This window comes from Actinoplanes sp. KI2, assembly GCF_025630775.1.
Taxonomy (GTDB): domain Bacteria; phylum Actinomycetota; class Actinomycetes; order Mycobacteriales; family Micromonosporaceae; genus Actinoplanes.
This window is the reverse complement of sequence record NZ_JAOSZE010000049.1, coordinates 1-20,014: the sequence shown is the minus strand read 5'-3', so window position 1 is coordinate 20,014 and position 20,014 is coordinate 1. Positions and strand designations below refer to the sequence as shown.

21 protein-coding genes, 1 tRNA gene and 2 pseudogenes are annotated in these 20,014 nt (G+C 70.3%); 7 read left to right on the top strand and 17 right to left on the bottom strand.

Going from position 1 to position 20,014, the window contains the following annotated elements; translation table 11 throughout:
- Nucleotides 1-125 precede the first annotated feature (125 nt).
- The 4 genes and pseudogenes from ODJ79_RS38370 to ODJ79_RS47310 form a co-directional block, all read left to right on the top strand.
- Nucleotides 126-1,262, top strand: coding sequence for a helix-turn-helix domain-containing protein (locus tag ODJ79_RS38370; protein ID WP_263028604.1), 1,137 nt, complete (start codon nucleotides 126-128; stop codon nucleotides 1,260-1,262).
- 390 nt (nucleotides 1,263-1,652) lie between these two features.
- Nucleotides 1,653-1,904, top strand: a complete 252-nt coding sequence (locus tag ODJ79_RS38365; protein WP_263028603.1) for a hypothetical protein — start codon at nucleotides 1,653-1,655, stop codon at nucleotides 1,902-1,904.
- Between the two features lie 40 nt (nucleotides 1,905-1,944).
- Nucleotides 1,945-2,349, top strand: coding sequence for a hypothetical protein (locus tag ODJ79_RS38360; protein WP_263028602.1), 405 nt, complete (start codon nucleotides 1,945-1,947; stop codon nucleotides 2,347-2,349).
- Between the two features lie 1,263 nt (nucleotides 2,350-3,612).
- Nucleotides 3,613-4,662: pseudogene (locus ODJ79_RS47310) on the top strand (recombinase family protein); the annotation flags it as partial.
- 147 nt (nucleotides 4,663-4,809) lie between these two features.
- Here ODJ79_RS47310 and ODJ79_RS38350 read toward each other — a convergent pair.
- The 10 genes from ODJ79_RS38350 to ODJ79_RS38305 all read right to left on the bottom strand — a co-directional run bounded on the left by ODJ79_RS38350 (nucleotide 4,810) and on the right by ODJ79_RS38305 (nucleotide 12,795).
- Nucleotides 4,810-5,178 (bottom strand): hypothetical protein, encoded by a 369-nt coding sequence (locus ODJ79_RS38350; protein ID WP_263028600.1) that lies wholly within the window; start codon nucleotides 5,176-5,178, stop codon nucleotides 4,810-4,812.
- A gap of 416 nt (nucleotides 5,179-5,594) precedes the next feature.
- Nucleotides 5,595-5,678: transfer RNA gene (locus tag ODJ79_RS38345), tRNA-Leu, on the bottom strand.
- Between the two features lie 45 nt (nucleotides 5,679-5,723).
- Nucleotides 5,724-7,079, bottom strand: a complete 1,356-nt coding sequence (locus ODJ79_RS38340; RefSeq protein WP_263028599.1) for an NAD(P)/FAD-dependent oxidoreductase — start codon at nucleotides 7,077-7,079, stop codon at nucleotides 5,724-5,726.
- 98 nt (nucleotides 7,080-7,177) lie between these two features.
- Nucleotides 7,178-7,741, bottom strand: a complete 564-nt coding sequence (locus tag ODJ79_RS38335; protein WP_263028598.1) for a hypothetical protein — start codon at nucleotides 7,739-7,741, stop codon at nucleotides 7,178-7,180.
- A complete protein-coding gene (locus ODJ79_RS38330) occupies nucleotides 7,741-9,111 on the bottom strand; it encodes a DUF58 domain-containing protein (protein WP_263028597.1) in 1,371 nt (456 codons plus the stop codon). Before ODJ79_RS38330 ends, ODJ79_RS38335 begins: the two co-directional genes overlap by 1 nt.
- Nucleotides 9,104-10,102: an AAA family ATPase gene (locus ODJ79_RS38325; RefSeq protein ID WP_263028596.1), complete on the bottom strand. Its 999-nt coding sequence runs from the start codon at nucleotides 10,100-10,102 to the stop codon at nucleotides 9,104-9,106. The genes ODJ79_RS38330 and ODJ79_RS38325 overlap by 8 nt, the downstream gene beginning before the upstream one ends.
- Nucleotides 10,103-10,109: 7 nt before the next feature.
- On the bottom strand, nucleotides 10,110-10,685 hold the full coding sequence (locus tag ODJ79_RS38320) for a hypothetical protein (RefSeq protein WP_263028595.1): 576 nt from the start codon (nucleotides 10,683-10,685) through the stop codon (nucleotides 10,110-10,112).
- Between the two features lie 82 nt (nucleotides 10,686-10,767).
- Nucleotides 10,768-11,466: a DUF4129 domain-containing protein gene (locus ODJ79_RS38315; RefSeq protein WP_263028594.1), complete on the bottom strand. Its 699-nt coding sequence runs from the start codon at nucleotides 11,464-11,466 to the stop codon at nucleotides 10,768-10,770.
- Between the two features lie 31 nt (nucleotides 11,467-11,497).
- Nucleotides 11,498-12,250, bottom strand: coding sequence for a uracil-DNA glycosylase (locus ODJ79_RS38310; RefSeq protein WP_411267411.1), 753 nt, complete (start codon nucleotides 12,248-12,250; stop codon nucleotides 11,498-11,500).
- Between the two features lie 44 nt (nucleotides 12,251-12,294).
- The gene (locus tag ODJ79_RS38305; protein WP_263028593.1) at nucleotides 12,295-12,795 is read right to left on the bottom strand and encodes a GNAT family N-acetyltransferase; all 501 of its coding nucleotides are present in this window, start codon (nucleotides 12,793-12,795) and stop codon (nucleotides 12,295-12,297) included.
- Between the two features lie 17 nt (nucleotides 12,796-12,812).
- Between ODJ79_RS38305 and ODJ79_RS38300 the strand changes: the two genes are divergently transcribed.
- Nucleotides 12,813-13,460: a GNAT family N-acetyltransferase gene (locus tag ODJ79_RS38300; RefSeq protein WP_263028592.1), complete on the top strand. Its 648-nt coding sequence runs from the start codon at nucleotides 12,813-12,815 to the stop codon at nucleotides 13,458-13,460.
- Here ODJ79_RS38300 and ODJ79_RS38295 read toward each other — a convergent pair.
- The 7 genes from ODJ79_RS38295 to eno form a co-directional block, all read right to left on the bottom strand.
- A complete protein-coding gene (locus ODJ79_RS38295; RefSeq protein ID WP_263028591.1) occupies nucleotides 13,457-14,374 on the bottom strand; it encodes an HAAS signaling domain-containing protein in 918 nt (305 codons plus the stop codon). The two genes, ODJ79_RS38300 and ODJ79_RS38295, sit on opposite strands and share 4 nt — an antisense overlap.
- Nucleotides 14,371-14,700 carry a PadR family transcriptional regulator gene (locus tag ODJ79_RS38290; protein ID WP_263028590.1) on the bottom strand — a complete coding sequence of 110 codons (330 nt, stop codon included), beginning with the start codon at nucleotides 14,698-14,700 and terminating at the stop codon, nucleotides 14,371-14,373. Before ODJ79_RS38290 ends, ODJ79_RS38295 begins: the two co-directional genes overlap by 4 nt.
- A gap of 67 nt (nucleotides 14,701-14,767) precedes the next feature.
- On the bottom strand, nucleotides 14,768-15,673 hold the full coding sequence (locus ODJ79_RS38285; protein ID WP_263028589.1) for a Ppx/GppA phosphatase family protein: 906 nt from the start codon (nucleotides 15,671-15,673) through the stop codon (nucleotides 14,768-14,770).
- Nucleotides 15,670-16,164 carry an amino-acid N-acetyltransferase gene (locus ODJ79_RS38280; RefSeq protein ID WP_263028588.1) on the bottom strand — a complete coding sequence of 165 codons (495 nt, stop codon included), beginning with the start codon at nucleotides 16,162-16,164 and terminating at the stop codon, nucleotides 15,670-15,672. The genes ODJ79_RS38285 and ODJ79_RS38280 overlap by 4 nt, the downstream gene beginning before the upstream one ends.
- Entirely contained in the window at nucleotides 16,165-16,668 is a 504-nt protein-coding gene (locus tag ODJ79_RS38275; RefSeq protein ID WP_263028587.1) for a DUF501 domain-containing protein, read from the bottom strand.
- Entirely contained in the window at nucleotides 16,668-17,246 is a 579-nt protein-coding gene (locus ODJ79_RS38270; RefSeq protein ID WP_263028586.1) for an FtsB family cell division protein, read from the bottom strand. Before ODJ79_RS38270 ends, ODJ79_RS38275 begins: the two co-directional genes overlap by 1 nt.
- Before the next feature lie 97 nt (nucleotides 17,247-17,343).
- Nucleotides 17,344-18,627 (bottom strand): phosphopyruvate hydratase, encoded by a 1,284-nt coding sequence (gene eno / locus ODJ79_RS38265; RefSeq protein ID WP_263028585.1) that lies wholly within the window; start codon nucleotides 18,625-18,627, stop codon nucleotides 17,344-17,346.
- A gap of 182 nt (nucleotides 18,628-18,809) precedes the next feature.
- Between eno and ODJ79_RS38260 the strand changes: the two genes are divergently transcribed.
- The gene (locus tag ODJ79_RS38260) at nucleotides 18,810-19,439 is read left to right on the top strand and encodes a hypothetical protein (RefSeq protein ID WP_263028584.1); all 630 of its coding nucleotides are present in this window, start codon (nucleotides 18,810-18,812) and stop codon (nucleotides 19,437-19,439) included.
- Between the two features lie 77 nt (nucleotides 19,440-19,516).
- Nucleotides 19,517-20,014 (top strand): annotated as a pseudogene (locus ODJ79_RS38255) (hypothetical protein); the annotation flags it as partial.

Here is a 20,014-nt window from a genome sequence, read left to right as displayed (position 1 = left end):
ACAGGTCGGGGCTTCGCCCGCGCCTGCCGCAGGTGCTGGCGGTGGATGTGGGGCGAGTACCGTCGGTAGTGGCGGCAGCTTGTAGCGGTCGCCGCCAGCCCTTACCCGCTACCGGGGAGATGCAGATGTTCGAGATCGGGCAGCGCATCCACGAACTGCGCACCGAGCGCGTCCCCCGGCTGACCCAACAGGAGCTCGCTGAGCGGGCGGGTGTGAGTGTCGATGTGATCCAGAAGCTCGAGCAGGGCCGTAAGGCGACGGCTCGGATACGTACGCTGTCGGCGATCGCCGTGGCACTGGACGTCGACTTGTCCTCGCTGTTGAGCAAGCCCACTCACCTGGAGACCGTGCCGGTAGACGGTGGGTTGCTTGCCCTACGGCGGGCGCTTACCCCGGTCGCAGACGCGCTCGCGGAGCCGGCTGAGCCGGAGGACCTGCGCTCGCAGATCAGCGAGGCGTGGTCGGCGTACTGGAGCGGCGACTATGACCTGCTCTCGGCGTTCCTGCCAGGCATCATCGGCGGCGCCAGGAGTCTGCCTTCGAGGGATCCATTCGCCGAGGCTTGTCAGATTGCCGCGTGCACGCTGGTCCACCTCGGTCATTCGGACCTGTCGCTGGTCGCCGCCGACCAGGGCCTCGCTGTGGTCGAGGACCCGCTCCTGCGGGCCGCGATAGTGGGCACGCGGTCGTGGGTGCTGCTCAATCAGGCGCGGGCGGCTGACGCTGCGGTGATCGCGATCCGGGAGGCGGACGCGATGGAGCCGCGTCGCCGGGCGCCGAAGGCCGCGATCAGCATGTGGGGAAATCTGCTCGTCACGGCGGCCACGGCGGCCGCGCGGTCGGGTGACGACGACGAGGCCCAGGACCTGCTGCAGGTGGCGCACGGGGCCGCGGCGCGGCTGGGCGAGGACCGCAACGACTACCAGACCGCATTCGGCGTGAGCCAGGTTGTGATGCAACGCGTCGACGTGTCCGTGGTGGCCGGCGACTACGTGCGAGCCGTGGACGCTGCTCGCGACATGCCGGCGAATACCGGCCTGCCACTCGCGGCCCGAGCCCGGCACCAGACCGACCTGGCACATGCTCACGTGGCGTTGGGACACGCCGCCGAGGCCGAGCGGATCCTGCTCAACATTGAGCGGATGGCGCCGCGCTGGATTCGCTACCAGATTTTTCCGCGCGCGGTGGTCGGTGAGTTGCTCGGCTGCCGCCAGCCGACCGCCGCGGTCAGGAGCCTGGCCCGTCGCCTCGGCGTCGAGTAGGACGTAACGTCCCACCTTCCGAAGATCACGCTTGCCCGAAAATGGGGCGTCGCGTCCGTTCATTTGCCTGATCGCCGAACGTACGTTGCGTAGTGGGCGGCGACGACCCGCGGTACGAACCCCAGATGGCCCGTCGCCGTACCCCTAGATCCGCGATAGGGAGGCGGTGATGCTGCGATGGATTCCGGGCCTTCGCCGGTCGATACAGCGCCGTCGGCTGAACCGGCTGGGCCGCGAGGCCAGTTAGCGATCGGCGGCTGAGAAAGCCGCCGCGTTGCATCGCCTCCTCGACCAGGCACAGATCGAGCGGCAGGTCGGCGTGCCCTCGCCCATCACGGAAGGCAGGGACATGGCGACGACCACGAACCACTTCGTTGGAGGTGAAACCCAATGGTGGCAATCGCGGCGACGAGCGCGCTTGTGGTGGGGTTCCTCGCGGGCCTGATCAGTTTCAAGGTCAAGAGCCGGTGGTGTCCGCACTGCGGCGCGATGACCACCGCCGACATGCCCGCAGCGGCCAACCCGCCACGCCCGGCGAGCACGCCGAGTTGGGCGACGCTGCCGACGCAGTCCTACAACCAGGTCGGGCGAGCGGGGGCACTCACCCCGGCTCAGCGGCGGCGCGCGAACGGCGGCCATTGATGCTGGTCCCGAGGACGCCACATCAGCCCAACCGCCCGGCGTGGGCTTGCCCTCCGGTGGACCGCGCGACGAGACGGGCGGCCTGACGATGATCATGAGGCACTACCCGCCTGCGGTACTCGTCCACGTGCCGGAGTGCGTGGAGGGTTCCGCGCTTCCGGCGGTCATGGCATCCGTGTTGGAAACCGGCTTCTACAGCCACCGCTTCCACTTCTGCTTCGCCGAGGCCGGCTACCACCTCGCCACTGTCACGGCTGCTCGTGTCATCCGTGATGGCACCGTGCCGATGGTGAGTGTGGAACGGCTCGACTACCGGCCACATCGCTACGTACCCAGCGACGATCAGCCTGCCGACGCCCTGCACGCCCGTTGTCGCGTCTGCTACGGCACCCACGGCGAGGACGGACCGACGCGACATCCCCGGTCGGGAGACTTCCCCTTATAGGGAAGAGTCGGGTCGGCCAGGTAGCTGGCACGGCGGCTCCTAGCTGCGATGTTGGGCGTGCAGGGCCGGCCTGGGGTCGGCCGGGCGGTGCCGGGTCCGGGCCGACACGTGGGCCGGCCAACAGACCGGGCTCAGGCTGACAGCGCAGTTCTCGCGCCAGGGCCGCGGCGACAGCGCCGGTCGGGCAGTTGCGTTCAGCGGTTCAGACCGGCGACTGGCGCAGGGCGGTCTGCACCGCCTTTCGCACTTGCACGTCAGCTCGGCGGCCGGGCATTGGTCGTCCACCAAGGTTGAAGCGGTGGCGTCGGGGGCGAACGCGGCCCGCTCAAGCCGGTGCCAACGCGATCCTCTCGAGCGCGGACATGGGCCACCGCGCGATTTGATGTCCTGTCTGCCGAGGCCTCCGGTTGGGTACCCAACGCGGCGTCCGTTACGGCCGGCCGCCCAACACCGCCCAACACCGCCCAACAGGACCCCGAGGAGATCGAGGCCGTGTTGGGTATGGTCACGTGATCCAACACGGCTAACAGCGCAGGTCGGTGCGCTGTTGGCCGTGTTGGCCGGTGATCGTTGGAACGAACACCAACCCAACGGCGTGTTCTGTTGGGTTGCTGTTGACCCGGGACGGCCACACCGACGCCGCGTGCAGGCCTGCAACGACGCCTTTGTGAGGTGCGAACACGGCCAGTCGGCACGGGGCGACCCGCCGATGACTGCTCACGACACGGCACCGATCAACCTCTGGCGCACCGCCCTGGGCGGCACCGTCGCGACAGAGGCGCCCACGACGGCACACGACACCTACACCTACGCGACAGGCCATGAGCCGCCGGCGTCAGATCGCGACAGCGCCGCTGACACCCCACGACAGACCGCCCACACCACGTCGACGAAATTTGACGTCCGGACCGGCGACCGTGACACCCCATGACAGCGGCGACAGCGGTCACGGCCCGGGGCGTCAGAATCCGCGCCAGTTCCCTGTCACCCGTGACACCGTGACCGGCCAACACGACAGCGCCCTGTCGCCCGGCGACAGGGCCGACAAGCCGAGCCCGCCGGCAGGCGAGTCAAGTTACGTTGCGGCGGCCCAGGCCGGCGCAATCCAGCACTCCTGCACCGTTCCGCTCAGCCTGAAGATCACGTTCGTGGTGGTTCACGGGACCGCCGCCGAAGAGTTGATCAAGCAGCAAGGGGCAGCCGTCAGGGACGCGCTCGAGTGGTTCGCCAACCACCCACCCGACGAGACAGACGGAGAACGACATGACCGCACAACCGCCTGAGGTATCGCAGCCCATCGACGCTGGTGACGAGGCGACCCTGCTGGACTGGCTTCGTATCGTTGCCGACCAGAACGTTCCCGAGACTCTCCAGCAGGCGGCGGTGCCCGTCGCCTGGATGGGCCGCACCTCGACCGACGACGCGCAGGATCCCACCCTCTCCCTCCCCCGCCAGCTGGAGAGCTCGCGCAACGCGCTGCCACCCGGATTCGTCATCGTGGCGAAGTTCTACGACGTCGAGTCCGGCCGCAAGAGCGTCGAATGCCGCGGCACCGGCACCGCGCACGAGCAGTTCGACATTCCCATCCCCCGCGACGGCGGGATCGCGGACTTGCTCGCCGAGGCGCAGCGTTCGGATCGGCGATTCGTTGCGGTGGTCTGCGAGTCGATCGAGCGGGTGGCAAGGACCACGTACTTCAGCACGAAGATCGAGTACGAGCTCGAGCAGGCCGGCGTCGCTCTGCTGGCCGCCGACGAGGGCATCGACCCATCCGCAGTGCCGGGGCTCGACAAACGCGCCGCGCCATTCCGCCGGGCCACACCCACCCTGACCCGGCGCATCAAGCAGGCCATCGCCGAGTGGTACGTGCTGAACATGCTTGAGCTGTCCTGGGGCGGCACTAAAGCCCACACCAACCAGGGCTTCAACATCGGCAAACCGCCGTACGGCTACGCGGCCGTCAAGACGCGGCACCCTGTCAAGAACAAGGCCGAGCAGGGTCGGACTAAGCACCGCCTGGTCCCGGATCCCGTACGCGGGCCGGTGGTCACCCGAATCTTCCTCCTCCGGGCATTGGATCGAATCGGCTACCAAGCCATCGCCGACCGCCTCAACCGCGACCCCGACAGCTACCCGCCACCAGACCCGATCATTGGAGAAGGCCGCCGCCACCGGGTCGGCGCTTGGACGGCCAGCAACGTCCGCGAGGTTCTCGACAATCCTAAGCACACCGGGTACATGGTGTGGAACCGCCGTAAACGGCCCCGGCCGGAACGCGGCATCCGCGGCAAGGTCAATCCACCTTCCGCGTGGGTGTGGTCCGCCCTGCCGACCCACGAGCCCTTGGTCACTCGCGAGATCTTCGAAGCGGCCAGCACGGTCGGCAGATTCCGCCAGGGCTCGCGGTCCGACGCCACGCCGAACCCGTTGGCAAAGAAGACCTACCTGATCCGGAGCTATCTACGCCACGCGCTCTGCGACCGACGCATGTGGGGCCACACCGTGCACAAGAGCACGTACTACCGGTGCACACCGAAGCCACGGCACCACTCGCATCTCCCATGGTTCGACGCCCATCCGCCGCACGTGACCGTTCGCGAAGACGAGATCGTCCCGCTGCTCAACAGCTTCTTCGAGCGACGGATCTTCGGCGAAGCACGCGCCGGATTCCTGACCGCGGAGGAAGACCGACCCACCGCCGCCCGCAACGACGTCGAGGAACGCGCGGCAGCACTCACGAGGGAGATCGCGGCTCTTCAGCGCCGCCAGACCAACCTCATCACCGAGCTCGAGCAGTTCGAGCCGTCCGGAGATGAGAGCTTCGACCAAGCGTGGCGGTCCGGAATTCAGGAGCGGTTCTGGACAATCCTCGCCGACCTGCGAAAGAAGACCGACCTACTCGCAGAACTCACCGAGCAAGATCAGATCCAGCGAGAGGTCAATCCGGCACTGCTGGAAGCAATACCTAAGACAAGCCTCGCCGTCAGCCGGCTACCGGAAGCGCAACGGCGACGCCTTTTCGATGCCTTCCACCTCGAACTGCGCTACGACGACCGCACCGACGAACTCGACCTGCGGGTCACGATCACCGGAGACACCGCCACCATGCTCGGCGCCACCGTGCAAAGGATCCTCGACTCCGCGGACGGCACGCCCGATCCCGTTGGGGATCCGTTGCGTGCCCCCAGTGGGTCACACAGCACAGCTCAACGGCAGGCTGATGATCTCGTTGTGGATCTTCAGGGTGCCCGGGGCGGGTCTCGAACCCGCACGCCTCTCGGAGGCAGCCGCTTTTAAGGCGGCCGTGTCTGCCATTCCACCACCCGGGCGGCGACTAACACCGTATCGGTAGCCGCCCGGGCGGTGGAATCCGACTAGCGGGCCCCCGCCCCCACCGTTTCGCGGTCGTCGGGCAGGTCGACTCGGGGAGTCACGTGCGTGAACTCTTCGCGCGGTGCGTGCAACTGACCCAACGCGATCGTCTCGCGGCGCAGGACGAAGGCGAGGGTCCAGTCGGCGACGACCCGGACTTTCCGGTTGAACGACGGGATACGGCTCATGTGGTACGTGCGGTGCATGAACCACGCGGGCAGGCCCTTGACCTTGATCCCGTAGACGTGCGCCACGCCCTTGTACAGGCCGAGGCCGGCGACGCTGCCGACGTACTTGTGGCGGTAGTCCTTGGGCAGGCCGCCGAGGATCACCGTGCGGATGTTGTCGGCCAGCACCCTGGCCTGGCGGACGGCGTGCTGCGCGCTCGGTGAGCAGTACCCGCCCGGGTTGGTCAGGTCGGGCACCTGGGCGCAGTCGCCGGCGCTCCACACGCCGTCGAGCACCTCATCGCCGTCGACAACCTGCAGGGTGGGCAGGCAGGTGACGTGGCCGCGCGGGCCGCGGGGCAGGTCGGTGCGCTCGAGCATCGGGCTCGGCTTCACGCCCGCGGTCCACACGAGCGTCTCGGCGCGGAACCTGTCCCCGTCGGACAACACGATCTCGCCCTCGACGCAGGACTCCAGCCGGGTGTCCAGGCGTAGGTCGATGCCGCGGGCGTCGAGCGCGCGGGCCGCGTACGCCCCCATCTTGGCGCCGACCTCGGGGAGGATTCGGTTGGTGGCCTCGACCAGCACGAACTTGACCTCGGCGGGGTTCAGGTCGGGGTAGTACCTCAGTGCGTCGCGGACGACGTCCTCCATCTCCGCGAGCGCCTCGATGCCGGCGAAGCCGCCGCCGACGAAGACGAAGGTGAGCGATGCCTTGCGCACCGCCGGATCGGGGGTGACCGCCGCGACGTCGAGTCGGTCCAGGATGTGGTTGCGCAGGTAGATGGCCTCGCCGATGGTCTTGAACCCGATGCCGCGTTCCCGGAGGCCGGGGATGGGCAGGGTCCGGGACACCGAGCCCGGAGCCACGATGATGTGGTCGTACGTCATCTCCGTGGACGGGCCGTCGATCGGCTGAATCGTGACCGTCTTGCGCGCGTGCTCGATCTTCGTGACCTCGCCGGACACGATGCGGCACTTCTTGAGCTCACGGCGGAGCGGAACCACCGAGTGCCGCGGGCTGATGTTGCCGGCCGCTGCCTCCGGGAGGAACGGCTGGTACGTCATGTGCGGCTGAGGGTCGATGACGACCACCTCGGCGCGGCGCCGGCTGAGCTTCCTGGACAGCCGAAGGGCCGCGTACAGCCCGACGTGACCTGCCCCTACGACAACGATGCGCTGCGGATTCACCTATTTATTGTCGCGCGTGGCGGGCCGCCGCGCCTCGTTCTGTGATCTATCCCAAAGCCGTTTGTCAAGTGCCGTAACGCACATATTTCGAAGAGATTTCACGCTCTCCGCAAAAGGCGTGCTATGAGGATCGTTGCCCCCACGGCGCAGGCGATGCCCGCGATCGTGGCCAGGACGAACGCGCCGCCGGCCAGATCAGCGGAGAGCCCGAGGGTGGCCACGGTGAGTACCGCCGAGACGAGCACGACCACGCCGGCCCGCAGCAGCCAGCCGCCGAGCATGTCGAAGCTCACGATCGCGTCGTACGGCAGGACGGCGGCCAGCGCGGTCAGCGTGTGTCCGAGGTAGAGCAGCGTGGCGATGGTGATCACCCGCCACAGCTCGATCCGCGCACCGGTGCCGACCGTGTCGGCGATCCAGCCGCCGACCACGACCAGCGCCGAGAAGGTGGCGCCCCGGCCACGCGGCGCGACCGCCGGATAGATCGCGACCAGCAACAGCAGCGGCGCGACGAGCTGGCTGGCGATCAGCTCGGCCGGCCAGGCCACCCCCATCGCGATCAGGCCGCTGAGCGCCACGATCGCGCGGACCAGGAACGGGATCGCGGTGGCCCGGGCGATCACCCCGCGGGCCGCCTCGATCTGCACGCCGAGCTTGGCCATCAGCGTCCCCTCGGGATCAGGGCGAGCCGGGACACGTCGCGCAGCACCAGGTCGAGACTGCCGGCGCCGGCCCAGGCGACCACCGGCACGCCGTGCTCACGCAGCCGGCCCAGCACGTTCTCCCGCTCGAGCCGCCACAGCCGGGTGGCCAGCGGCGTCCAGTTGCCGCCGCCGGTGACCTTCGCGTCCGGGGGCAGGGTGTCGACCGCGACCACGTACCGGCCGGACTGGGTGAGCTGGGCCAGCATGTCGGCCGAGCGCGGGTCGACCAGCGGGGTGAGCACCATGACCAGCGCGTCCGAGGACAGGTGGTGGATGCCGAAGACGTTGTCGTAGTCGTTCTCGTCGAGCTCGACCGGGTCGGGGCGTACGTCGAGCAACCATTCGAGCACGGTCAGGTACTGCCGTCGGCCGGTGGCCGGGCGCAGCCGGCGGGCCGCCGCGCCGTACTCCAACAGCGACACCCGGTCGCCGCGCTGCAGGTAGTGCTCGGCGATCGCGGCCGCCGCGCGAACCGTGGTGTCCAGCACCGACGCGCTGCCGGTCACCCCGCCGGAGAGGCCGATCTCACCGAGCACGTCGAGCAGCAGGACCACCTCGGCGTCCCGGTCGGAGAGGGTGGCGGCGACGTGCAGGTCCCGGGTACGCAGCGAGACCCGCCAATCGATGCGCCTCAGCCGGTCGCCCGGCGCGAACGGGCGTACCCCCGCAAGCTCGCCGCCCTCGCCCGGCCGTCGCGAGCGATGGTTTCCCACCAGGCCGGCGGCGGCCGGCATGGCCTCGGTCGCGTTGAACGGCTCGGTGACCGGATAGACCCGCACGCCGCGCGCCTCCACCACGACCGGACGGCAGGCCAGCAGGCCACCGCAGGCCGCGACGCGGGCCGCCGCCGGGCCCACCGGCTGCCGGCCCCAGCGCATCGCGTCGCCGGGCAGCTCCACCGAGTACCAGCCGTCCCGGGGCACGGTGATCGCGAACGGGCGGTCCGCCTGCTCCAGCTTGAGCCACGGCGAGGTGCGGGTGCGGAGCACGACCAGGTCGTACGGGATGACGTCGATGTTGCTCACGGTGACCGCGGCCTCGACGTGACCGCCCTCGACGATGTGCTCCTCGTCGGCCGTGATGGTCAGCTCGGGCGCCGAGCGGGGCATCCGGCGCAGCCCGGCCGCGGCGCCGATCGCGAACGGCGCCGCCATCAGCACCAGGTCGACCCGGCCGAGCGCCACGCCGAGCAGCAGGAACAGGCCGGTGAGCAGCACCGCCCGGCCGAGCGCCCGGGTCGGCACCCAGGCCGGCCCGGACCACGCCTCCCCCTCGCCGCCCGCCGCGGTCGGTGGCACCGCAGTGCGCAGGGCCAGCCGGTCAGTCATGCCGCGCGTAGGTCGGCAACGCTCCACTGGCCGGCGCCGGCACGTTGGTCAGCACCTCCTGCACCACGAACGCCGGGTCGACGCGGCGCAGCCACATCTCCGGCCGCAGCGTGATGCGGTGGGCCAGCGCGGGCACCGCCACGTCCTTGACGTCCTCGGGCACCACGAAGTCGCGGCCGGCCATCGCGGCCCGCGCCCGGGCGAGCAGCAGCAACGCCAGCGAGCCACGCGGCGACGAGCCGACCAGCACCGAGGGATGCTCGCGGGTGGCCGCGGCCAGCGACACGATGTACCGGCCGATCGAATCCTCCACGGTGACCGACTCGAGGGCGGCCTGCATCGCCTGCAGCATCCGCGCGTCGACCACCGGCTGCAGGAACGCCTCCTCCTGCCGGCGGGACATGCGGCGACGCAGCACCTCCCACTCCTCGTCGGCGGTGGGGTAGCCGAAGGAGACCCGGATCAGGAAGCGGTCGAGCTGCGCCTCGGGCAGCGGGTAGGTGCCCTCGTACTCGATCGGGTTGGCGGTGGCGAGCACGTGGAACGGCGGGTCGAGGCGGTAGGTCACGCCCTCGACCGAGACCTGCTTCTCCTGCATCGCCTCGAGCAGGGCGGCCTGGGTCTTCGGCGGCGTCCGGTTGATCTCGTCGGCCAGCAGCATGTTGGTGAAGACCGGTCCGGCCCGGAAGGCGAAGTCGCCCTTGCGCTGGTCGTACAGGAAGGAGCCGGTGACGTCCGCGGGGAGCAGGTCGGGGGTGAACTGCAGGCGGCGGAAGTCCAGGCCCAGCGACTGCGCGAAGCTGCGGGCGGTCAGCGTCTTGCCCAGGCCGGGCAGATCCTCGAGCAACACGTGGCCGCCGGCCAGGATGCCGGCGAGCACCAGCTCCAGCGACTCGCGCTTGCCCACCACGACGCTGCCGACCGAGTCCAGGACGGCACCGGCCAACCTGCCCACCTCGTACGGGGGAAGGGCGTTCTCGGTCACCGGCACACCTTTCTCACAGTCGTTCCAACGCAATCACGTAGGTCTCCAGTTCACTCGACTTCGCCGAGCGCCGCCCACGATCGTGCAGGGCCGCCCAGAGCGGGTCGCCGAGGAGCTCGCGGGCCCGGCGCGGATCGGTGGCCCGGGTGATCCCGTGTCGCAGCCGCAACCGTTCGTCGGCCAGCTCCGCGAGCACGGGCAAGACGTTACGCGCATAGAGATCCGGGTCGGCGTGCGCCCGGTCGAGGGTGCGCTCCCAGCGCCGGACGGCGGCACGCAACGAGTCTGTCGGACGGTCGCCGCCCTTGGCGAGGCCGCGCCGGCGTTTCGGCAGCGGCGGCGGCGCCACCTCGGACACGGCGAACAGCACCAGCCGCAGGCCGACGAAGAAGGCGACGATCAGCAGGAGCGAGACGTGCGTGTCGGCCGCGTGCAGGGCGGCCACGGTGACGACCGTCGCGGCGACGATCAGCAGCGCGTTGCGCAGGATCCACAGCGGGGTCGAGCGCGTCTTGGCAACCGGCTCCGCGACCTCCTCGACCGGCTCGTCGCGGAGGCTGAAGAGATCGTCGAGACCGCCGTCGCTCACGCCGGCACCCCCGCCCCAAGACCGTCGAGACCGCCGTCGCTCACCGGCATCCCCGCCCCCGGATCGCTGAAACCACCGTCGCTCACGCCGGCACCCCCGCCCCCAGATCGGCACGCAACCGCCCGAGCGCGCTGATCGCCTGGCGGCGCATCCGGTCGTCGACGGTGTGTGTGGTGGCGTACCGGGCCTCGCGGTAGACCGCCAGCAGCGCGGCGAGCGCCTGCTCGTCGACCCGCTGCTCGCGCAGCAGGCGCCCGACCAGGTCGGTCGGGCTGTCCCCCGGGTTGCGCGGCGTACCGGCCGCGGCGGCGGCCTGCTCGAGCCGCACCCAGCAGGCGATGACCGCGCGGCGCGGGTCGCGGTCGGTGTCGGAGAGCTCCTCCAGGCCGGCGTCGAGCGCGGCCACCAGCTCCTCGGCGGTCCGCGCGCCGTGCCGCCCGGTGACCGCCTCGCGGCGGCCCCGGCGCGCCCGGCGTTTCGCCTGGTCGCGCAGGATCCCCCAGATCACCAGGGCGACCACCACGAAGGCCACCACGCCGAGCAGCACGAGAGCGGCGGCGCCGACCCACTCGGGCAGGCCCTGAGCCGCGGCCGGGCCGCCGTGGGCGGCATCGTTCGCGCTGGGCTGCGTCTTGGGCAGCAGCGGCGGCGTGGTCGGGGTGGCATCCGGCTCGATCTGGTCGAGCTGCGGCGCCGACCGGGTGGCGGACAGCGCGGCCACGAAGAGCAGCACGACGACGGCGGCGAAGGGCCACCAGCGTCTCAGTGCGGCGAGGTCCATGTTCGTGCTGCTTTCGTTCGACTGTGCCGCATCATGCCAGGCCCGCGAGGCTCTTCGCACGGCTGAACACGTCGTCGAGCATGGCCGGGGTGAGCCGCCCGGTGAAAGTGTTCTGCTGGCTGACGTGGAAACACCCGAGCAGATCCGGTACGCCGGGCTGCCGCACCAGGGCGCCGTGCCCGAACTTAGGCCGAGGCACGGGCGCTTTTGTGCCATAAACCGCCGACATCGCCGGCCACCACGAGGCCCACGCGAACGCGCCGAGCGCCACGACCACCCGCAGGGTCGGCCGAATCAGGCGAAGCTCCTGATGCACCCACGGCGCGCAGGTGTCCCTTTCCTCCGGAGTGGGTTTGTTGTCCGGAGGCGCACACCGCACCGACGCGAAAATTCGGGTGTGCTCGAGCTCCAACCCGTCGTCGGCCGAGACGCTGATCGGCTGGTTGGCCAGCCCGGCGCGATAGAGCGCCGCGAACAGCACGTCACCCGAGCGGTCCCCGGTGAAGACCCGGCCGGTCCGGTTGCCGCCGTGCGCGGCCGGGGCGAGCCCGAGGATCCCGATCTCGGCGTCCGCGGGGCCCATGCCGGGCACGGGACGCCCCCAATACTCCTCGTCACGGAAGGAGGCTCGCTTGACCCGCGCGACGTCCTCCCGCCAGGCCACCAGCCGCGGGCAGGCGAAACAATCCGCGATCCGGGCGTCCAGCACGCCGAGCGACGCGGCCGAGGCCGCGTTCTGCACAACCCCAGCGGGTGTACGAGTAATCAGCTCACCCAAACTCACCGGACCAGCAGAGCATCCGGCACGACAGCGGTCGCGCCCGGGGTTCACCCAGCCGCGGTCGTCTTCTCGAGGACGAGCGTAGGACGGCCCTTGGCCCGATCCGGCCGCAGGTCGATCCGGCGGTAGCCGAGCGCCGCCCAGAACGGCTGGGCCGCCGTGTTGGCGACCAGGACGCCGAGGCGCACCGCGGTGACCCCCTCGTTCCGGAACCTTTCCTCGAGGGCGGCGACGATGGCCCGGCCGTGACCTCGGCCGCTCAGCTCTCCGTCCACGAGCAGCAGGCCGATCCACGGGCAGCCGTCGACGGGATGGCGCAGCAGGAGCTGGGCGAAGCCCACCACCCGTCCATCGGCATCTCGACCCACCACGGTCTGGCAGCCCTCGGCCTCGGCGTCCTCGCGGAGCATGACCTCGATGTCGGCCCGGGACGCCGTCGCCGGGTCGAGGTCGCCGCTGACCCGCCAGTAGTCCGGCTGGGACCGGCAGATCCGCACGAGGTCGTCGAGCTCGGCGCCGGCCAGGCGGGCCGGGGTCAAGGTGATCACGCGGGCAGGATAGACGGGTGACGGAGACACTCGCGGGGATTTTGGAGGCGGCGGCCGAGGGGCGTTTCCCGCCCGACGACGGCGCGACGATCGTCGTGCCGCAGCCGAGTGAACGGGATGCGGGGGTGGTGGCGTTCACCGCGCATTCGGTGGTGTTCGTCGACGAGGATCCGGCCTGGGTCGGGCGGGCTCTGGCCGATGTGGACACCGATGAGCTGGCGGCGGCGATGAACCCCGCCTTCCTGCAGGCGCTGATGAGCCGGATCGGGCGACGGATGGACACGATCGATCTGCTGACTGTCGCCGACCCGCTGGCCGGGCCTCCGCCGGTCGAACTCAAGGAGATCGACGACCCGGATCATCCGCGGGTGCGCCGGGCACTGGTGCATCGCGACGACGTCCGGGTCTGGCAGGCCGACGGCGGCGTGCTGATTCTCGGGCGCGGGGTGGCCGGGCGATGGGAGGCGGCGATCGAGGTGGATCCGGCGCAGCGGCGGCGCGGACTGGGCCGGCTGCTCGCGGCGGCCGCCCGGCATCTCGTGCCGGGCGGCTTGCCGGTCTGGTCGCAGCAGGCGGCGGGCAATGCGCGGAGCATCCGTACGTTCCAGGCCGCCGGGTTCCGCCCGGTCGGCGGCGAGGCGCTGATGTACCGCGTCAGCCCCTAACGGGCGGCCGACCCCGACGGCGTGGGCTTGAAGGACACCGACGGCGACGGCGACGGCGACCCGAAGGGCGCGTCCTGCGGGCAGTACGGGTAGCCCATGTTCCGCGAGCGGCTGCTCTCCCCCGTCGTCAGGTCGTCGCACTGGTTGGTGCCCAGCTGTATCGGGTTGCCGTCCTGGTCGTACAGGTGCGCGTTCAGCACCAGCCGACCCTGGCCGTCGTACACGTACACGTCGTTGACGTTGCTGTACGGGTTCGGGTCGGAGAAGCCGTAGTTGACGTCGCTGTAGCCGGGCTCGCGGGCCAGGTCGTCGGCGTTGACGAAGCCGGAGAACGCGAAGATGACCAGCACCACCGTGCCGGCGTGCAGCGCCAGCCGCGGGAGCCGGGCGAACGACGGCGAGCGCTTGCCCAGCACGATCGAGACGAGCACGCAGCCGGCCAGCAGGACCAGGGCGACCAGCTCGTTGTCGCCCAGGCGCGGGAGCAGGCCGAGTCGCGTGTGGCCGGAGAGCAGGTAGGCGACGGCCATCGCGATCAGATAACCGCGCAGCACCCACCAGCCCGGTCGCAGCAGGACGAGGAAGTCGCGGGCCCGCTCGTACCCGATGATGGGTCCGATTTTGCGGTCGGCCCGATCCAGCAGACGCTGGGCCTGATCGCGGGCCTCGTGCAGGCGCGCGAAGGCGGCGGGTGGCGGATCCGGGAAGCCGCCGACCAGGCCGGCGGTTCCGCGCAGTTCCGACGCGTACGCCTCGGGCGGGCCCAGCCGGTCGACCAGCGTGCCCGTTCCCTCGGCCTGCACCTCCGCCAGGTGTTCCGGCAGGTCCTCGATCAGCTCGTCGCGGGTCGCCTCGGCGAGGCCGGCCAACGAATGCCGCACGCCCTCGACATACCGGGTGATCTCGTCGTTCACGCCGCCCCCCGCTCGCGCAGCAGATCGTCCATCGTGGTTGCGAAGCCGTGCCAGATCTTGCCGGACCGCTGCAACTCGGCGCGGCCGGACGCGTTGAGCGCGTAGTACTTCCGATGTGGACCCTCGTCGCTGGGGACCACGTAGGTGTTCAGGAAGCCGGCGTTGAACAGCCGGCGCAGCGTGCCGTAGACCGAGGCGTCGCCGACCTCCTCGAGGCCCGCCCCGCGCAGCCGGCGCAGGATGTCGTAGCCGTAGCCGTCCTCGTCGCGCAGGGCAGCGAGGACGGCGAGGTCCAGCACGCCCTTGAGGAGCTGGGTGGTGTCCACGCGATGCAAAGTACTGTGCAATGCGGAGTACCGTCAAGAGCGGAACAGCGCACCGGAGACCCGGCGGCTAGGAGATCGAAACCGCTATGCCGTCGAGGATGTCGTGCTCGGAGGCGATCAGGAACTCCTGGCCCGCCCGCTCCATGATGATCCGCAGGATGAGCGCGCCGCCGCCGATCACATCGGCCCGGCCGGGGTGCATCACGGGCAGCGCAAGACGAGAAGCGACCGTCATGGCCAGCAGGTCATCGGCCACCTTGGCCACCGAGTCATGCGACACCCGGGCGTGGTGGATGCGTTCGCTGTCGTACTCCGGCAGGCCCAGCGCCAGCGCGGTGACCGTCGTGACCGTCCCGGCCAGACCCACCAGGGTCGACGCCGACCGGCCCGGCACGGCCGCGAGCGCGGTGTCCACCGCCGCCGCGATGTCCCGGGTGGCCGCCTCGATCTGCGCCCCGGTCGGCGGATCATCGTGCAGGTAGCGCTCGGTCATCCGGACGCAGCCGATGTCCATCGAGATGGCGTGCTCGACGCCGGTCGAGCCGGTGACGAACTCGGTCGAGCCGCCGCCGATGTCGAAGATCAGGTACGGCGGCTCGGCGCTCAGGCCGGTCACCGCGCCGGTGAACGAGAGCCGCGCCTCCTCGTCGCCGGTGATCACCTCGGGGTCGGCGCCGAGCACCTCGCGGACCATCGCGCGGAAGTCGGCGGCGTTCGACGCGTCGCGCGAGGCCGACGTGGCGCACATCCGCACGCGGTCGACGTTGCGGCTCTCGATCTCCGCCGCGTACGCGATCAAGGCTTTTCGGGTTCGTTCCAGCGCGGCGTCGGAGAGCCGGCCGGTGCGGTCGACGCCCTCGCCGAGCCGGACGATCTCCATGCGCCGCACCACGTCGGTGAGCCGCCCGCCGGCCGCGTCCGCGATCAGCAGGCGGATCGAGTTGGTGCCGCAGTCGATCGCCGCGACCCTCATAGCAGCAGGAGCATTCTCGTGTTCCCCAGGGTGTTGGGCTTGACCCGCTCGAGATCGAGGAACTCGGCGACGCCCTCGTCGTACGAGCGCAGCAGTTGCTCGTAGACCGAGTGCGGCACCGGCGCGCCATCGATCTCGGTGAAGCCGAACGAGCCGAAGAACCGGGTCTCGAAGGTCAGGCAGAAGACCCGGGCGACGCCCAGGTCACGAGCGGCATCGAGGAGGCGGGACACGATCTTGTGGCCGATCTTCCGGCCGCGGAAGGAGGGATCGACCGCGACCGTACGGATCTCCGCCAGGTCCTCCCACATCACGTGCAGCGCGCCGCACCCGAGCACGGTGCCGTCGTCGTCGGCGGCGACCCAGAACTCCTGCACCGACTCGTACAGGGTGACCGTGGCCTTGCTGAGCAGGCGGCGGTCGGCCGTATACGCATCGACGAGAGCCCGGATGGCCTTGACGTCACCGGTCCGCGCGCGCCGTATCTCCACCTACTCGTCCTTCTTCGCCGAGACGCACGGGCCCTCGATCCACCACGGCTCGATGGCATCGCGCACCTCGTCGCCGAACGGGTTCACGCCGCGGCCCACCGCGAGCGCGTGCCCAAGATGGACGTGCAGGCACTTCACCCGGTCGGGCATGCCGCCGGCGGCCACGTGCGCGATCTCCGGCACGTCCTCGATCGCCTTGCGCCGGGCCAGGTAGTCCTCCATGGCCTTCTCGTATCGCTCGGCCAGCTCGGGATCGGTGGACAACCGCTCCTGCATGTCGCGCATGACACCGGCCGACTCCAGCCGGCTGCACGCGGCCGTCGCATGGGGGCAGGTCAGGTAGAACAGCGTGGGAAACGGGGTGCCGTCGGGTAGGCGCGGCGTCGTCTCCACCACATCCGGATTGCCGCACGGGCAGCGGTGCGCGATCGCCCGGGTGCCCCGGGGCGTGCGGCCGAGCTGGGCCGCCACGAGATCGAGGTCGGCTTGGGAGGGTGCGTCCATCAGTTCTGAGACTCTTCGTCGGCGGCTCGGACGCTGTTCCACAGCGTGTCGTACCAGCGGTCGGGCGCGGCCGCCGGCTGCGAGCCGGTGGTGCTCGCGGCGGGGTTCGGGTCGGGCAGCACCAGCAGCATCTTCTCCCCCGGGCGCACGTAGAAGAGCTTCGCCCGGGCCTGGGCCCGGACGTACTCCGGGTCCTTCCACTTCTGCAGCTGCTCCTGCTTGTCCGCGATCACCTTGCGCTGGTTGGCCTGATCGGCCTCCAGCTGGGCGATCTGCGACTCCTGCGCGAGATAGACCCGCAGGGGATACGTGTACGCCAGGGCCAGCGCCACGAAGACGACGATCAAGACGGTCGCCCGGCCGGTCAGCGCCCGCGGACGAGGCGCGGCGGTCCGCTTCGCCGGGCCGGTGCCCACGTTCACCGTGCGGCGGGTCGGCGCGGGTCGCGAGCGGGTCCGGCTGCCGACCGGCGCCCGGGTGGTGCTCGTCGTGCGGATCCCGCCCGTGGTGCGCACCCGCGACGAGCTGGGACGGCGGGACGGGCCCTGGCCGCTCGGCGTACGTCGCTGTGTGGTCACCTTTGCACCCCCGCTCGACCGATCAGGTGCTGTGGCACCCGCTGCAACCTATGCCGGATTGCGCGAGTGCCACAACTCCATGATCTTCGGTCGGGCCTTACGCGGCCCGGTAACGCGGGAAAGCACCCGCGCCGGCGTAGCGCGCGGCGCTCTCCAGCTGCTCCTCGATGCGCAGGAGCTGGTTGTACTTGGCGACCCGGTCGGACCGCGCCGGGGCGCCGGTCTTGATCTGGCCGCTGCCGACCGCGACCGCGAGGTCGGCGATCGTGGTGTCCTCGGTCTCACCCGAGCGGTGCGACATCATCGTCTTGAAGCCGGCCCGGTGGGCCAGGTCCACGGCGTCGAGGGTCTCGGTCAGCGAGCCGATCTGGTTGACCTTGACGAGCACGGCATTGGCCGCGCCCTCGGCGATGCCCCGGCCGATGCGGGTCGGGTTGGTGACGAACAGGTCGTCGCCGACGATCTGGATCTTGCTGCCGAGCTGCGCGGTCATCGCGCTCCAGCCGGCCCAGTCCTCCTCGGCCAGCGGGTCCTCGATCGAGACGATCGGGTACTCGTCGGCGAGCTTGGCGTAGTAGGTGATCATCTCGTCGGTCGACTTCGGCGAGCCCTCGAAGACGTACGAGCCGTCCTTGTAGAACTCGGTCGCGGCCACATCCATCGCCAGCACGATGTCGGTGCCCAGGGAGAAGCCGGCCGCCTTGACCGCCTCGGCGATCAGGTCGAGCGCGGCGGCGTTGGCCGGCAGGCTCGGCGCGAAGCCGCCCTCGTCGCCCAGGCCGGTGGAGAGGCCCTTCTTCTTCAGCACCGACTTCAGCGCGTGGTAGACCTCCGCACCGGTGCGCAGCGCCTCGCGGAACGTCGGCGCGCCGATCGGGGCGATCATGAACTCCTGGACGTCGACGTTCGAGTCGGCGTGCGCACCACCGTTCAGGATGTTCATCATCGGGACCGGCAGCACCGCGGCGTTCGGGCCGCCGACGTACCGGAACAGGGGGAGCTCGGCGGAGAGCGCCGCGGCCTTGGCGACGGCCAGCGACACGCCCAGGATCGCGTTAGCGCCCAGCTCGGACTTGTCGGCGGTGCCGTCCAGGTCGAGCATCTTCTGGTCGATGAGGCGCTGCTCGCTCGCCTCGTAGCCGACGAGCTCATCGGCGATCTTGTCCTCGACGTTGGCGACCGCCTTCTCGACGCCCTTGCCGAGGTAACGCCCCTTGTCGCCGTCGCGCAGCTCGAGCGCCTCGAATGCGCCGGTCGAGGCGCCGGACGGCACCGCGGCGCGGCCGACCGTGCCGTCGTCGAGCCCGACCTCGACCTCGATCGTCGGGTTGCCCCGGGAATCGAGAATCTCGCGGGCGACGATTGCTTCGATGGTGGCCATGTGTCGTGTCGCTCCTCTGACTTTCAAGCAGCTCTGGATAAGGCTGCGATCTTCGACCGCGACCCTGCGGCCGACCACGGTCTGAGCGTATCGGGGCGGGGTGGCGGGCGTACGCGCGGCCGGTGAACTTCCGTCACCCGATGCCTCAGCCCGACTCGCCGAATGCCGATCAGCCTGGCACTATGAGTACTTCCATGCTCCCGCCCGCCGGGTCGTATCTCGAGATGACCTCGGATGGCGAAACGGTGTCCGAGGTGCGGGTCGTACAGACCTCCGGCTCGATTGCCACGCTATCGATGGCGCTGATCTACGTGCCGTCGGTCAAGTCGAAGATCGAGCTGCGCTGGGCGGCGCCGCCACGCGGGCGGATGTGCCAGGCTGCCGAGGTGACCGCGGTCGACGGCAACCGGATCGAGATTCGCCTCAGCGGCGAGCCGACGGTGGAGCAGATGCGGTCGTACGTGCGCGGCGGCGGCGGGGAGACCATCACCATGATCCGGCCCGGCCAGGAGCCGGCCCGCGGCGTGGTGCACGACCTGAGCGAGCGCGCGGTCCGGGCACACTTCACCGACGTCGAACTCGAGGACGGCGACGCGATGACCGTGCGCATCGCGCTCGGCGACGAGGAGGTGGCGTTCCCGGCCACCGTGCTCAAGGTCAGCTCGATGCGCCAGCGGGTGCCGGTCGAGGGGCCGATGTCGGTGGAAATGGTGGCCGTCTTCGCCGAGGGCCCGAAGAACGAGAGCCAAGCCACTCTGGTTCGCCGGTACATCATGCGTCACCAGTTGCTCTCCCGGAGACGGGACTACTGAACAGCAGTTTTGCCATAAGTCGTCGCGACCCCGTTACTGGTTTGCGCGGGTTGCTTGCATAGGCCAAGGTGTCAGTCGTGCATTCCGGCCCGCGCCTTACCGCGCTCAGCGCCACCGCCGCCGCGGCGTTGCTGCTGGGTACGACCGGGTGTACGCACCTCGACCAGGCCAGCGCGGCCGGCATCACCCACGATGACCTGTTGTCCGAGATGTCCGTTCAGCTGGCGCGTGTGACCGGTCTCACGTATTCCGCGACCTACCAGCTCACCGGCGGCGACACCGCGACCGTCACCCAGGCGCAGAAACCGACCAGGACGGCGTACGTCTATCCCGGCGGCCGCCTGATCCAGACCGCCACCGGGACGGTCCGCTGCATCGGCGGCAAGCCCGACAGCGAGCCCAGCAGCAAGTCCGACGGCAAAGCCAGCGGAGGCAGCGGCGCGACCGGCAGCGGGGGCGGCGCGACCGCGAGCCAACCCGCCGGCACGACCGGCAGCGGAGGCGGCGCGAGCAGCAGCGGAGGCGGCGCGACCAGCAGCGGAGGCGGCGCGACCAGCAGCGGAGGCGGCGCGACC